This is a genomic window from Streptomyces sp. NBC_00212 (assembly GCF_045206365.1).
Classification (GTDB): Bacteria; Actinomycetota; Actinomycetes; order Streptomycetales; family Streptomycetaceae; genus Streptomyces.
Genome location: NZ_CP108115.1, coordinates 8,072,121 through 8,086,044, shown reverse-complemented (window position 1 = coordinate 8,086,044; position 13,924 = coordinate 8,072,121). Strand labels below are relative to the sequence as shown.

12 protein-coding genes are annotated in these 13,924 nt (G+C 70.8%); 8 read left to right on the top strand and 4 right to left on the bottom strand.

All coding sequences use genetic code 11. The annotated features are described in order from the left end of the window. Positions 1–381 precede the first annotated feature (381 nt). On the top strand, positions 382–1,389 hold the full coding sequence (locus OHA17_RS36965) for a LacI family DNA-binding transcriptional regulator (protein WP_406510138.1): 1,008 nt from the start codon (positions 382–384) through the stop codon (positions 1,387–1,389). Positions 1,390–1,477: 88 nt separating this feature from the next. Here the strand turns inward: OHA17_RS36965 and OHA17_RS36960 are convergent, their stop codons facing one another. Further along, positions 1,478–3,241 carry an Imm49 family immunity protein gene (locus OHA17_RS36960; protein WP_406510137.1) on the bottom strand — a complete coding sequence of 588 codons (1,764 nt, stop codon included), beginning with the start codon at positions 3,239–3,241 and terminating at the stop codon, positions 1,478–1,480. A gap of 305 nt (positions 3,242–3,546) precedes the next feature. On the opposite strand from OHA17_RS36960, the gene OHA17_RS36955 reads away from it, so the two are divergent. The 6 genes from OHA17_RS36955 to OHA17_RS36930 all read left to right on the top strand — a co-directional run bounded on the left by OHA17_RS36955 (position 3,547) and on the right by OHA17_RS36930 (position 10,596). Next, positions 3,547–5,841, top strand: coding sequence for a D-alanyl-D-alanine carboxypeptidase (locus tag OHA17_RS36955; RefSeq protein ID WP_406510136.1), 2,295 nt, complete (start codon positions 3,547–3,549; stop codon positions 5,839–5,841). A 532-nt stretch (positions 5,842–6,373) separates the two neighbouring features. After that, positions 6,374–6,940, top strand: coding sequence for a DUF2165 domain-containing protein (locus OHA17_RS36950; protein ID WP_406510135.1), 567 nt, complete (start codon positions 6,374–6,376; stop codon positions 6,938–6,940). Positions 6,941–7,507: 567 nt separating this feature from the next. After that, positions 7,508–7,975: a hypothetical protein gene (locus OHA17_RS36945; protein ID WP_406510913.1), complete on the top strand. Its 468-nt coding sequence runs from the start codon at positions 7,508–7,510 to the stop codon at positions 7,973–7,975. Positions 7,976–8,055: 80 nt separating this feature from the next. After that, complete coding sequence (locus OHA17_RS36940) at positions 8,056–8,706, top strand: toxin (RefSeq protein WP_406510134.1); 651 nt, start codon at positions 8,056–8,058, stop codon at positions 8,704–8,706. Between the two features lie 46 nt (positions 8,707–8,752). Then, positions 8,753–10,000: an MAB_1171c family putative transporter gene (locus tag OHA17_RS36935; protein WP_406510133.1), complete on the top strand. Its 1,248-nt coding sequence runs from the start codon at positions 8,753–8,755 to the stop codon at positions 9,998–10,000. After that, positions 9,997–10,596 carry a hypothetical protein gene (locus OHA17_RS36930; protein WP_406510132.1) on the top strand — a complete coding sequence of 200 codons (600 nt, stop codon included), beginning with the start codon at positions 9,997–9,999 and terminating at the stop codon, positions 10,594–10,596. Before OHA17_RS36935 ends, OHA17_RS36930 begins: the two co-directional genes overlap by 4 nt. Before the next feature lie 9 nt (positions 10,597–10,605). Here OHA17_RS36930 and OHA17_RS36925 read toward each other — a convergent pair whose 3' ends face one another. Beyond that, complete coding sequence (locus tag OHA17_RS36925; protein WP_406510131.1) at positions 10,606–11,406, bottom strand: AraC family transcriptional regulator; 801 nt, start codon at positions 11,404–11,406, stop codon at positions 10,606–10,608. A gap of 49 nt (positions 11,407–11,455) precedes the next feature. Here OHA17_RS36925 and OHA17_RS36920 point away from each other — a divergent pair, with 49 nt between their 5' ends. After that, positions 11,456–11,902 carry a DUF2000 family protein gene (locus tag OHA17_RS36920; protein WP_406510130.1) on the top strand — a complete coding sequence of 149 codons (447 nt, stop codon included), beginning with the start codon at positions 11,456–11,458 and terminating at the stop codon, positions 11,900–11,902. Positions 11,903–11,914: 12 nt separating this feature from the next. Here the strand turns inward: OHA17_RS36920 and OHA17_RS36915 are convergent, their stop codons facing one another. Both OHA17_RS36915 and OHA17_RS36910 read right to left on the bottom strand, forming a co-directional pair. Next, the gene (locus OHA17_RS36915; RefSeq protein ID WP_406510129.1) at positions 11,915–13,069 is read right to left on the bottom strand and encodes a sensor histidine kinase; all 1,155 of its coding nucleotides are present in this window, start codon (positions 13,067–13,069) and stop codon (positions 11,915–11,917) included. Positions 13,070–13,077: 8 nt separating this feature from the next. Beyond that, positions 13,078–13,776 carry a response regulator transcription factor gene (locus OHA17_RS36910; protein ID WP_406510128.1) on the bottom strand — a complete coding sequence of 233 codons (699 nt, stop codon included), beginning with the start codon at positions 13,774–13,776 and terminating at the stop codon, positions 13,078–13,080. Positions 13,777–13,924: the final 148 nt, after the last annotated feature.

Genomic DNA, 13,924 nt, shown 5'->3' with positions numbered 1-13,924 from the left:
CCCGCCGTCCGACGGCCGGCCTCGGGACGGGGATGCTCGATGTGCATGTGAACGTTACCAATCAACTCAGGATTGTTGAGGTGTCCCTGACCACCCGTCAAGGGGCGCGGGTGAAATCGGGCCTCGTGTTCACCTTCAGGCTCCGCCTCCATCGGCCAGAGGGAGCAACCACCGCCTGTTCGGCGGATTTTGACGACTAGTCAGCTGCGGCCGCCTCCGGAGTTCCATGCATGGGAACGTTAACAGGCCGCAATGTCCTCTCCGGCTGCTCCGCCCCGGCCGTCCCAGGCACCCCGTTGGCCGCCTGACATGGGGCGTCGTCTGCCATCATCGAGCCGTCGCCGTGCCGGACCGGGCACGGACCGGTCGATGAGGAGGCTCGTGAAGCGCCCGACGATGAAGGACGTGGCCCGCGCGGCGGGAGTGAGCCCCATGACCGTCTCGCGCGCCGTGTCGGGCGAGCCCGGGGTCTCGCCGGACACCGCCGCCCGAGTCGAGCAGGCCATACGGCAGTTGGGCTACCAGCGCAACGACAACGCCCGCAACCTGCGGCAGAAGAACCTCCGCACGTCCACCATCGGTCTCGTCGTCGACGACCTGGCCAACCCGTTCTACGCGCTCATGGCCCGCTCCGTCGAGGACGAGGCGCATCGGCGCGGCTTTCTCGTCCTGGTCGGCAGCACCAACGACGAACCCCGCCGCGAACGCGAGGTCATAGCCGCGTTCACCGCCCGCCAGGTGGACGGTCTCATCCTGGTGCCGACCAACGGGGGCCACGGCTTCCTCAAGCAGCCGATGGAGGGCGGGACTTGTGTCGTCTGCGTCGACCGGCCCGCCAAGGGGCTGGCCGTCGACACCGTCACCGTCGACAACCGCGCGGGGGCCGAACGGGCCGTCAGCCACTTGCTCGGCCACGGACACACCCGGATCGCCTATCTCGGCGACCGGTTCGACATCTGGACCCAGCGCGAACGCCACGCCGGCTACCTCGACGCCCTCGCTTCCCACCACATACCCGAGGACCCGGCTCTCGTACGGCACGGACTGCGTTCACAGTCCGACGCCGCGGCCGCCCTCGCCGAGCTGCGGGCGCTGCCCGATCCGCCCACGGCGCTGTTCACCACCAACGACCTGATCACCATCGGCGTGATGGACGGGCTCGGGCTCCCCGGCCCCGTCGCCCTCGTCGGATTCGACGACTTCCCGCTGGCCGACCGGCTCAGCCCGCCGCTCAGCGTCGTCAGCCAGGACCCGGTCGCACTCGGCGCGACGGCCGCGAACCTCCTGTTCTCCCGGATCGACGGCGACCGCTCGGCGCCCCGCTCCGTGGTGCTCCTGACCCGGCTCGTCGTCCGGGGGTCGGGATCGGTGGGGCGCGCTCGCGGTTAGCGGCGCCCTCTCGGCCGGTGGGCGCGTTCGCGGTTGACGGGGTCCCCTCGATCGGCGGGCGCGTTGGCGGTCGGCTGCCGTACTTCCGTTACCGGAGCAGCCCCTCGGGCAGATAGGGCGACCGTATGGGGACGGGCCAGCCGATGCGGTGGGCGTGGCAGGCCAGGCCCAGAACGTCGAGGTTGACGGCGGCTTCCATGTCCTTGCCCCGGTCGCCCACCGTGTAGTGCTCGCGGTGCTCCTCCAAGGCGTCGGCCAGCGCGAGCGCGAAGCCCTGCTGGTCGCCTTGGACGAGCTGGGAAAGCAGCGAGACCGGTGGGGCCAGGAAGCTGCCGTCGGCCATCCGGGCGGCCGTCGTCAACGCGTGGTCCATCGCGGGCTCCGGGTCTACGCCGCGCAGATAGTCGTGCAACGCCGCACAGTACGCCCCGCCGGGTGAGGGGTGGTCGTCCTCCACGAAGAACTCGGGCTCGACGAGGACGCAGTCGGCCAGCGGCCTGCGCGCGCCGACGACCAGGGCCAGCGCCACGGCCTGTTGCCACTGGTGCGGATTGGGCCGGTAGGAGCTGCGCCACGCCGGCAACAGCCGCGTCGTGCCGCCGATCGCGACCTCGACCTCCGTACCCGGCTCGGCCCGTGCCACCCGAAGGGCGCCCGCTCCCGCCTCGGCGCCGAGCAGCAGGGCCTCGTACTGGCACGGATCATCCGTTCCGTCCGGATCGAGCGCCGCTCGCACCAGGAAGCGCTGGCGCTGATCCGACATGAACGACGTCAGATCCCGTGCGAGCGCCTTCGGATCTTCGCCGGGGTCGTGGAAGCGGTGCATTTCCTGCGCGGCGAAGTCGTCGTACAGGGACGGGTCCGTCGACTGCGCCGCGAAGGGGTGCGGCGGCCTCTCGACCACCAGGGGGCCGGCGGCGAGCGCGGTCACGGCATCGGCGCGCTTGTCCCGTCCGTACGCCCGGACCCGCGGCGCGCCCGGGCCGAAGCCCGTCACCAGTGCGTGCGGAAGGTATGCGGAGTCGATGCGCGGGGCCCAGCCGTGCCGCCGGTGAGCCATTGCCGCGAGCGCTATGGCATCGAGCGGCAGGAGGCTCCGCGGCCCGGCGTCTCCTCCCGCGACGCGGCCGCGGTGCTGCTCCAACTGCGTTGCCAGGCAACGGGTGAAGCCCTCTTCGTCACCCGAGGCCAGGGCCCGCAGGGTGCTGAGGGCGGCCCGGTGACCCGGCCAGTCGTCGCCTTCGCCGAGCGTCGCGGTCACCATGTCGATCAGCGCGCACTTCTCCACGTCCTGGACCGGCCCCGGCGAGGCCGCGTCGTCCGGCCCTTCCTCGTGCCCGAAGGCGTACGCCATCAAGGCATGGACCAGCGCCACGTCGGCACGCCCCTCGTGGCCGCGCCAGGGCGGGGCGGCCTCGATGAACACCTCGGCCTCGCGGTCCGAGAGGAACGCCAGGTAGAAGCCGTCCAGCCACTCGAAGGAACGGACCTGCCCGGCCTGGTCCGTGTCGCCCTCTTCCCGGTCGAACTCTCCGCCGTACGACACGCCTGCCCCGGCGTAGTCGATGAACACGTCGAACTGCCGCCCCGGAAACACCGTCAGCTCCAGGGCGCCCACCGCTGCGGCCGCCGCCGATCCGAGCGCGACCTCGGCGTCCTTGCCGCCCAGCTCGGGCAGCCGTGTCGACCGCGCCCCGAGGTAGTCGAGGAAGGCACCGGCGATGGCGCGCCAGCCCCGGGCGGGACGAGTGTCGTCCCGCATCCGGTGTACGTCCCCCGCGATCCGCTCGGCGAAGCCGGCCTCCGCGGCGGCCAACGCCGCCTCACCGATTCGATGGCGCTCGATCCGCACCTCTGCCTCCCGACGAGTCCCCGTTCGATCTTGCCCTGCCAGCATAGGAAGGGGGTCTGACAATGCGCCGGGTCGGCGGCAGCCCGGGACTCATGACAGGCCCCACGGCGCCTTTGTCATCATTTGGTCACATGGACGTGCGATCGTGGTCTTGCCTGCTTGGCCACCTGGCGCCACGAAGTTTTCGGATCAGATCGGAAATGAAGACTTCCGACTGGAACGCCTTCGTATGTTCCTGGCGTCTAGGCGGCCGACAGCGCAGAGCACAGGGCGAGATCAGCACAGCAAGGCGGGCTGCACTACGTATGAACGAGAAGAACAGCGCAAAGGCGGGCGGGCTTTCCGACAAGGAGGCGGTACCGGGCGACGAGGCCGATGCGGTGAAGGCGGCGGAGGAAGCGGCTGAGCGGCCCGAGGCCCGGCCGGATTCGACGCAGTCGGACCGGGCCGGCGAGGCGGCGGACGAGGTCGGCCCCAACTCCGGCCGCCCCGAGCCGACTCGGGACCAAGCGGATCGAGCGACTCCGGCCGACTGGGCCGATTCGACCGACCGGGCCGAAAAGACCCTGCTTGCCGTGCCCGCGGCGTCTGGGCAGGACCCGGCTCGCCCGACAGCGGAAGAGGCCTCCGAGCCCGCCGAGGACCACGCCGACGCCGCAGCCGACGACAGCGAGGCCGCCCGCGACCCACGCGCCGACGGCGCCTCGTCCAGCACCCCGCCGAACGACGAGCAGCCCGAACAACGCGAAGAGCGCGAAGAGCAGCCCAAGGAAGAGGGCGAACAGCGGCCCGAGGGCGACGCCCCCGAGTCGGCCGAGGCACCCGCGAAGCCCAGCCCAGCCTCCGGCCCCACACCGGTACGCAGCCCGGACGCAGACCCGGAGTCGGCCCCGGACCCGGAGTCGGCATCGGTTCCGGAGTCGGTCCCGGAGTCGGTCCCGGAGTCGGTCCCGGAGTCGGTCCCGGAGTCGGTCCCGGAGTCGGACTCCGTACGGAAGCCCCCAGCCCCCTCCTGGGCCACCCGCAGAGAGTCGGATTCCGAGCGGACCAGCGAGTTCATCGCGCTGAAGCCGGACCTGCCGAGCCCGACATCGCCCCGCCCCGTCGTCCCGACCCCCCTGCCCTCGTCGTCCGGCGAGAAGCCCGGCCTGAGTTCCGCCGAGTCGGACCGCACCCGGGAGTTCGCCGCTCCCTCACGCACGGACAGCGACCGCACCATGGCGCTGGCCCGGCCGCCCGCCCCCGCCGCCACGGCGCCCGCAACCACGTCCGGCACCGGCGATTCGGCAGGTCCGCCGCCCCCGCTCGACCTGCTCGCGCAGCTGACGAACACCCCGCCGAAGGCCGAGACGGTGGGCCGTACGGTCGCGCGAAGGATCAAGATCTGGGGCACCCTGGTGGCGCTGCTCGTCGTGGTCCTGGTGGCGGTCCAGGCGCTGCGTCCCCTCCCGACGCCGACGCTCAAGCTCACCGGCAAGTCGAGCCACACCGCCGACGGCGGCGCCCTGTCGCTGCCCTGGCCCACCGAGGGGCAGGCCGTGGTCGACATCGACGGCCTGGGCCGGATGGGCACGTACGGGGAGATGAAGCCGCTGCCCATCGGCAGCGTGGCCAAGGTGATGACCACGTACCTCATCCTGCGGGACCACCCGCTCAAGGCCGGCGACAAGGGGCCTTCGATCCCGGTCGACCAGAAGGCGCAGGACGACTACACCAACGGCGTCAAGGAGAAGGAGTCGGTCGTCGAGGTGAAGGCGGGTCAGCAGATCTCCGAACGGGAGGCCCTGCAGGCCGTCATGCTGCCCTCGGCGAACAACGTGGCCCGCCTGCTGGCCCGTTGGGACGCGTCGACGGAGGAGGCGTTCATCAAGAAGATGAACGACACCGCCAAGGAACTCGGAATGACCAACACGACGTACACCGACGCGAGCGGTCTCATGGAGTCCACGGTCAGCACGGCCGAGGACCAGGTGAAGCTGGCCAAGCGCGCCATGGCGGATCCCGTCTTCCGGCAGATCGCCAAGCAGCCGTCGTACCAGTCGACGACGACATCCGGTGGCGGCACGGTGGAGACGGCCAGGACGCAGTACAACTTCAACAAGCTCGTCCCGCTGAACGGAGTCGTCGGCATCAAGACGGGGTCCACGACCAAGGCGGGTGGCAATCTGCTGTTCGCGGCCGAGACGACGGTCGGCGACAGCCAGCAGCTGGTCATCGGCGCCGTATTCGGCCAGCACAAGACGCCCATCATCGACACCGCGACGGCGGCCAGCAAGAGCCTGATCCTGGCCGCGGACAAGGCGCTCAGGAGCGAGACGGTGGTGAAGAAGGGCGAGGTGGTCGGCCAGGTGGAGGACGGGCTCGGCGGTACGGTCCCGGTCGTGGCGGCCAAGGACCTGACCGTGCCCGTGTGGTCCGGTGCCTCGGTCGCGATCAAGCTGACGGACGGCGGCAAGGCGCTGCCGCACTCGGCCAGGGCCGGTACGGAGGTCGGCATGCTGACCGTGGGCAGCGGAGCCGGCGAGGCGAAGGTGCCGGTCACGCTCAAGGACGACCTGGTCGAGCCCTCGTTCGGCGCGAAGCTCACCCGGCTCGGCTGAGCCAGTAGGCGACGAGAGATCTCGCGGCCCCGCCGGTTTCGGCGGGGCCGCGCGGTCGTTGCGGGTCAGCAGGGGACGGCGCCTCCTCCGCACTGGCAGGAGCCGCCGCTCTGGCATCCGCACTGGCAGCTCGGCCCGCAGGAACAGTTGGCCGCGCGGATCGGCGGGGCCGTCGCAGGGCGGGGTGTCGTGAACGGTGAGGTCGGTGGAGCGGTCGGAGGAACAGGCTGCTCGGGAATCATGGTCAAGCTCCTTCCCTGGTGCGCTGTTTCAGTCCCGAGTCAACTCCAGGCCTCACCTGTCGTCAACGCCCTTGTCCAGTAAGGGAGTTCGGCCGCCCGAACCGCCTACGGCCAGGAGCCGTACTTCTCCTCGGGGCAGCTGGCGTACCCCGTTCGGCCACACCGGTCCGAACCCGACGGGCTCGTTGTCAGTGGTGCGCGGCACGATGGTGGGCAGGCTGAACCACAGGCGCGCGCAGAGCCCGTGCGTTCGGCGCGGAAATGGGTTCGGTCCGACGAGGGAGTGCGGGATGACGTCCAGGTTCAGGTTCGGGGCACGTACGGCGGGTGGCGCACGCCCCGCGAGCGGGACACGACTCCCGGCGCTGCCGGTCGCCGCGGCGCTGCTCACCGCGACCGTCGCGCTGCACATGGCGCTCGTCGCCTTCGGCAACATCACCGACTTCGACACCAACCGCCAGTTCGTCCGTCACGTCCTCGCGATGGACACCACGTTCAAGGACCCGGATCTCATGTGGCGGGCCATCACGTCGAGCACGCTCCAGGACATCGCGTACGTCCTGATCATCGCCTGGGAGACGCTGGCGGCCCTGGTGCTCATAGCGGCGGCCGGCGTGTGGTTCGGCGGGCTGCGGCGCGGGGCCGGTTTCGGGCGGGCCCGGCGGCTGAGCACCATGGGGCTGCTGATGGTGCTGCTGCTGTTCGGCGCCGGGTTCATCGCCGTCGGCGGGGAGTGGTTCTCGATGTGGCAGTCCAAGTCCTGGAACGGCCTCGACGCGGCGGCCCGCAACTTCATGGTGGCGGGCATCGTCCTGGTGATCGTCCACCTGCCGGGCACCAACTCGCCGGCGGAGTAGTCAGCCGGCGCGCACGTCACGGGCCGCATCCTGCGCGGGCGGCGAACGCCCCCGCACGGGCGCCGCTCACGAGAGGCGTTTCCCGGCCAAGTCGCAGGGGCGTCGATCTTGCGCCCGGCTCGACAATCGGTCGTATTCGGCTTGGAGTTGAGCGGAGCCGGTCGACTCCTCGCCGGGAGTGGTCGCCGGACTCCGCAGACAAGGTGCATAATGCATGTGTAGCCCTTCGCGCGTCCCCCGTCGCGAAGGGCTACACCTGCTTGCCACGGCCACGCACCCTGGACGCGCCAAGCGCGCAGGGCACAGCAGCCACCCGAGCAAGGAACTCCCCTCGTGGCCCCTTGTTCGTGTTTTTTCGAGTTAACAGTGACGTAGAGTGTTTCCGCAAGTCCGGTTCCGATCACGGAGCAAGATGTTCCGTTTTGTCGCCGACGGCCGTGGCCGACAGCCTCCCCGTCGACCGGGCTCCTCGACCAAGGTCAGTTAAAGTACGAATCCGTTGACCGAATCGAACATCGCGCATCGTCGGACAGCGCACGAGCGGCGGACGTGGACGTGGGGACCCTGATGGACAACGGCGAAGAGCGCACTCCCGAGCTGACGACGTTGCAGCAAAAGGTCGAGTACATGGTCGAGAAGACCTTTCCGGGAGAGAAGATCTCCGGCCGGGTCTTCGCCGATCTCGTCAAGGAGCGGGGCGGCTCGCTCTCGCACAGCTATTTCTCCAACATCCTCGCCGGCAAGGTCACCAACCCCTCGGAGGAGATCCTCAAGGCGCTCGGGCTCGGCTTCGGCGTGGACTGGCGCTTCTTCAAGGACGAGTCCGAGGTCGTCGACGACGTCGTGGCGGGGCTCCAGTTCCTCGCGAAGCGGCGTACCGGGGAGATCAGCGGTCTGGCGGGCCGCGGCATCGACGACGACGGGCTCGACCCGGAGCTGCTCCAGTTCGTCCTCTCCCTCCTTGAGGACAACAAGGACGGCAAGGACGGGCGGGACAACGGGCCCGAAGCCGCCCCTGGCGGACAGCCCGGGTAGCCGCCACCGCGTGTTCATGACGATTGGCTAAGATCGCAGACCGCTTGTCACACACGCGTGACTACGATCAAGAGGTCTCAATGTCCATGCGCGAGCTGCGGAGAGAGTGCGAAGCCGGACTGGCGGATCTGCCCATCCCGGCCCCGTTCAGCATCCCGGGGCTCGTGGCGAACATGGAAGAGGCCCGTGGTCGCACGATCGTGCTGCACGAACTGCCCGACCGTCTGGCCCGCGTGAACGCCGCGTGCGGTCTCCGCCTCAAGTCGGGCGGCACCAGTTTCGTGCTCTACCGCAAGCGCCCGACCCTCTACCAGACCCAGCACGTCATCCTGCACGAGCTGTGCCACGAGTGGTTCGACCACGGTACGACCCTGAACGCGGACCAGCTGCGCCAGCTGCTTCCGGTCTTCAACACGTCGCTGATCAACCGGGTTCTCGCCACCGACGAGCCGACCGCACGGGACGAGCCCGCCGAGCCCGCGGCCGATGAGCCCGCGGCCGATGAGCCGGACGGCCTGCCGCCCGCGGTCACCGAGGCGTTCCGCTCCGGCGGCCCCATCCAGGCGCGGGCCCAGTACGACACCCACGACGAGCGGATCGCCGAGTTCGGCGCCTCGCTCATTCCCCGCATGGCCCGCGACGTGACCAGCGACGACATGGTCGGGCGGCTCGCCAACTCCCTCTCCCGGCCCGTCGCCCACCGGCGCCGCGGTTTCTTCCGCCGTTCGTAGCCCGCTCCCCCTCCTGTCCCCCTCCCCGTCCCCCCGAGGAATCCCCTTGACCGCGCTTGACCTTGCCGGCTATCTCATAGCCGGCGTGATGACCGCCGTCGCCCTGTGGCGCATGCCCGCAGCGCTCTGGGGCGACGAGGAGGACAAACGCAGGCGCGCCCTGTGGGGCTGCTACGCCGGCTTCGCCGTCGCCCTGTGGACCAAGACCAAGGTCGTGCGCATCGGGCTCAACAACAGCCCCGTCGTCGACCTCGCCGTACTGATCAAGCACTACACGGCGACCATCGCGATCCTGGCGATCCTCAGCTACATCGTGGCGATCTACGGGCACTTCCCGGAGGGCGGCGCCATCCCCCGCCACGTCCGGTTCGCGCGGATCATCCAGCAGGTGGCGGCCAAGGCGTCCGTCGCCACGCTGATCCTGCTGACCGTGCTCTTCTTCACCGTGGTCGACCGCTCGTACGCCTCGGACCGATTCGTCTCCGATCACGCCGGGCAGTGGGGCGCCACGCTCTACATGAGCGTGTTCTACCTGTACTTGGGTGCCGCCTCCGCCGTCTGCGCCTATCAGTGGGCGCTCGCGACCGCCGGGGCCACGGCCCGCCATCTGCGGATCGGGCTCGGCATGATGACGTTCGCCATGTTCATCGGCGTCGGCTACACCCTCAGCCGCACCCTGTTCCTGTGGATCAGCGTCGCCGACCAGCCGAGCCCGTCCTTCGCCCTGAAGTTCGACGAGATCACCGAGGCGGCCCAGGTCGTCCTGTTCGCGTTCTTCGCGCTCGGCGCGTCCATCCCCGCGTTCAGCAAGGGCTGGCGCCGGGTGCGGCTGTGGCGGGCGCAGGCCCGGCTGCATCCGCTGTGGCGGGAGCTGATGACGGCCTTCCCCGACCAGCCCTTCGAGCCGCCGGCCTCGCTCACCCGCGAGCTGACCCGGTTCGGCACCCCGGCGGACCTGCGGATCGACCGGTGGGCCGCCGACATCGCGGACGCCGTCGAGAAGCTGCGCCACTACGTTCCGGACGGCCTGCTTCCGGCCGCCAAGCGGGCCGCCTCCCACGACAGCCCGCGCACCGAGAGCGAGGGGCCGCTCGCCGAGGCGTACTGGATCAAGGCGGCGCTCGCCGCCAAGGCCGCCGGCGCCGCCGCGGGCGATGCCGCGGCCGTCGACACCATGCACGCCACCGACCAGGACGGCGAAGTCGCCCGGCTGGTGCGGGTGGCCGCCGCCTACCGGACCATCAGCGGCGAACGCGCCCGCAGCGTCCTGGACTCCCTGGAGAAGACCGCGTGAGCGACACCCTGACCGAGGCCGACAACCGTACGACGGCCACGGCCCGCACCGTCACCGACATCCTGCAGCCCCGCAACGTCCTGCTCGCCGGAATGCTCGGCATCGGCCTGGCCGCGGCCGGCGAGTGGACCGGCCTGCTGTGGGGCCTGCTCGGCGCGCTGTGCGCGGGGCTCATACCGGCCGGCTACATCGAGTGGGAGCGCAAGCGCGGCACCTGGGGCGACCGGCATGTCGTCGACCGCACCAAGCGGGCGCCGATCTTCTTCGTCATCCTCGGGTCGATCGGGGCCGGCTCGGTCGTCATGGTGCTCGGCCACGCCCCGGTCGGCATCCTGACCGCGATGCTCGCCCTGTGGGTGATGACGATCTTCCTGCTCGCCGTGAACACGGTCTGGAAGATCTCGGTGGACTCCGCCGTCGCCTCGGCGGTCGTGGCGCTGCTCGCCGTGGTGCACTCCCCCTGGTGGCTGCTCGCCTACGCGATCACGGCCGTGGTGTGCTGGTCGCGGGTCGCCCTGACCTACCACACGGTCATGCAGACGGTCGCGGGCGGCGCGCTCGGCGCGGTCACTTCGGCGGCGTTCCTGTTCGTCTGAACCCGGGCGTCAGGCCCGGGCACGCCGGGCATAGCGGCCCGGCGCGGTACCCACCACGCGCTTGAAGTGGCGGGTCAGATGGGACTGGTCGTAGAACCCGGTGGCGCGGGCCACGTCACCGGGCGCCAGTCCGTCGAGGAGCAGTCCCCGGGCCCGGTCGACCCGACGGGCCGTCAGATACTGGTGCGGCGCGATGCCGTACTCCGCGGTGAAGGCTCGCACCAGATGTGTCGGGTGCGCGTGTACCAGGCCCGCGGCCTCTTCCAGGCTCACGCCGTCGACGACCCGGGCGTCGAGGAGGTCGCGCAGGCGCCGCGCCACCGAGCGGCCGGGGCCTGCCGAGCCGGTCACGTGCCGCGGGCGCAGATGGCCGCGCAGCCGCTCGGCGATGAGCGCGAGCCTGCTCTCGGCCTCCAGCTCCTCACCGCGGTGCGCGAGCGCCGTGTGCAACTGCCCGACCCGGCGGCGCAGTACGGCGTCCACGAGGTCGGGGCCGTCGACCGCGGGCGCGATGAAACTCTCGTCGAGCTGGGTCCGCTCCAGGTAGACCACCCGCTTGCGAAAGCCCTGGGCGGTGGCCGCGGAGCCGTTGTGCGGCACGTCCGGCGGGAGCAGGGTCACCGCGTCGCCCGGAGTGCCGTGTTCGTGGCGGTCCAGGTCGTAGCGGACCGCGCCGTCGTCGACGATCAGCAGCGTCCAGCTGTCGTGGACGTGCATCGGGTAGGAGTGCTCGGTGAACCGGGCGTGGAAGACCTCCACGACCCCCGCCACCCGGGGCCGCCAGGCGGAGATCTCCTGTCCTGCCGTCACGCAAGGAACGTACAAGACGCGGCGTGGGCGGGTTCGGCAGTCTCAGTCCATGGCATCCGAGTCCATGACATCCGACAGCGCGCCCGTACGTTTCGACACGAAGATCGCCGTGCTGCTGCGCGACGACCTGCACACCTGGCAGCGGCTCAATGTGACGGCCTTCCTGGTCAGCGGGCTCGGCACGGCGCTGCCCGAGATCATCGGCGAGCCGTACGCCGATGCCGACGGCACCCCCTACCTCCCGCTGTTCCGTCAGCCGGTCCTCGTCTTCGAGGGGAGCAAGGAAGTCCTGCGCGCGGCCCACACCCGCGCCCTCGGCCGCGAGCTGCCCCGGGCGGTGTTCACGAGCGACATGTTCAGCACGGGCAACGACGCGGACAACCGGGCGGCGGTCCGGGCCGTGCCGGGGGCCGACCTCGATCTGGTCGGTCTGGCCGTCCACGGGCCGCGGAACGCGGTGGACAAGATCCTCAAGGGGGCACGCATGCACCCCTGACCGGGTTTCCGGTCAGGGCAGGCGGACGGTCACCGTGAGGCCGCCGCCCGGGTTCGCCTCGGCCGTGGCCCGGCCGCCGTGGGCGCGCGCGATGGACGCGACCAGGGCGAGGCCGAGACCGGCGCCCTCGCCGGGCGCGTGCCGGCGTTCGTTCAGGCGGCGGAAGGGTTCGAAGAGCTCCGGCACCGCGTCCTGCGGCACGGCCGGGCCGGTGTTCGTGATCCTGAGCGTACGGTCGGCCGCGGCGAGGACGATGTGGACGCTGCCGTCACGGTGGTTGTAGCGGAGCGCGTTGCCGATGAGGTTGCGGATCAGATGGGTGAGCAGCACGGGGTCGCCCTCGACAGTCAGGGGTTCCAGCGCGGTCGTGAGGGTGATGCCGCGTTCACCCGCTTCGTCGCGGTGTTCACCGGCCACGGCGGCCACGCTCTCGTCGAATGCCACCGGTTCGCGGTGCTCCAGGCCCTGGTCGGTGGCGGCGAGCAGCAGGAGCGACTCGATCAACTGCTCACTGCTGTCGGCGACTTGGAGGAGTTCGCCGCGGATCCACCTGATCCGCTCGGGGTCGGGGTCGACGAGGCCGATCTCGGCGGCGGCCCGCTGAACGGCCAGCGGGGTGCGCAGTTCATGGGCGGCGTTCGCGGCGAACCGCCGCTGGGCGCCGACCAGTTGCTCGATCCGGCCCAGCATCTGGTCGAAGGTGTCGGCGAGCTGCTTGAGCTCGCCCGGCGGTCCCTCCAGGTCGATGCGCTGGTGCAGGTTCTCGCCGGAGAGCTTGCGCGCGGTGGCGGTGATGAGGCCGACCGGGCGCAATACCCGTCCCGCCATCCACCAGGCCAGGAACACCGAGAGCACGGCGAAGACGGCGAGCGCGATCCCGGAGACGGTCAGCAGGCGGTTGAGGGTGGTCGCCGCGACGACCTGAACCACCTGCGTCCTGGCGTGCTCGCCCGCCTGCTCGGACGGGATGAGGTCGCCGGGCGGGGTGGCGGTGGGCCGCGGCGAGGTCCGGCCGCCGGGCACGACTCCCGTGAAGGCGGTGCCGATTCGGTTGTCGAGGCCGTCCTGGACGAGTACGTAGATCACGCCGACCAGGACGCATCCGGCGAGCAGGAGCAGCCCGCCGTACAGGGCGGTCAGCCGGGCCCGCTCGGTGGTGGGCAGCAAGCGGCGGATCACCGCTCGGCCCGCCGGGCGCCCTCGACGCCGTCCGGGTCCCGGGCGATGCGGTAGCCCACTCCGGGGACTGTTTCGATCACCGGTGGGTCGCCGAGTTTGGCGCGCAGCCGGCTGAGGGCGACCCGTACCGGATTGGTGTCGTACCCGGCGTGTTCCTCCCACACCTGCTCGATGAGGTCCTCGCCGCTGACCACCCCGCCGTCGGCCCGCATCAGGGTTTCCAGGACGGCGAACTCCTTGCGGGTCAGGGTGAGTTCGTGACCGTGACGGCCGGCCCTGCGGCGTGCGGTGTCCAGGACGATGCCGGCCCGTTCGATGACCGGGGGCAGCGCGGGCCGGGCGCGGCGGCCGAGCGCGAGCACCCGGGCGAGGAGTTCGTCGTACGCGAACGGCTTCGTGAGGTAGTCGTCGGCGCCGAGGCCGAGACCCTCGACCCGGTCGCGCACGGTGCCCGACGCGGTGAGCATGAGCACCCGGGTGAGCAGTCCCTCGGCCACGACCCGGCGGCAGACCTCGTCGCCGTGCAGACCGGGCAGATCGCGGTCCAGCACGAGGACGTCGTAGTCGCCGAGCTGTGCTTTGCGGAGCCCGCTGAGGCCGTCGAGGGCGACGTCCACCGCGATCGCATCGCGGCGCAGGCCCTCGGCGATCATCGTGGCCAGGAACGCCTCGTCTTCCACCACCAGTACGCGCATGCCCCCTGTCTACCTGAAACGGACCTTTCGCCGTTGTTACGCGGGGCGACGGCGGGCGCCGTAAGGGAAACGAAACAGCGGGTTCCTGGACGCTCTCCTCGGCCGCCGCTCGGCGGCCGGCGCGCGCTGCCGCGTCCACGCATGTCCG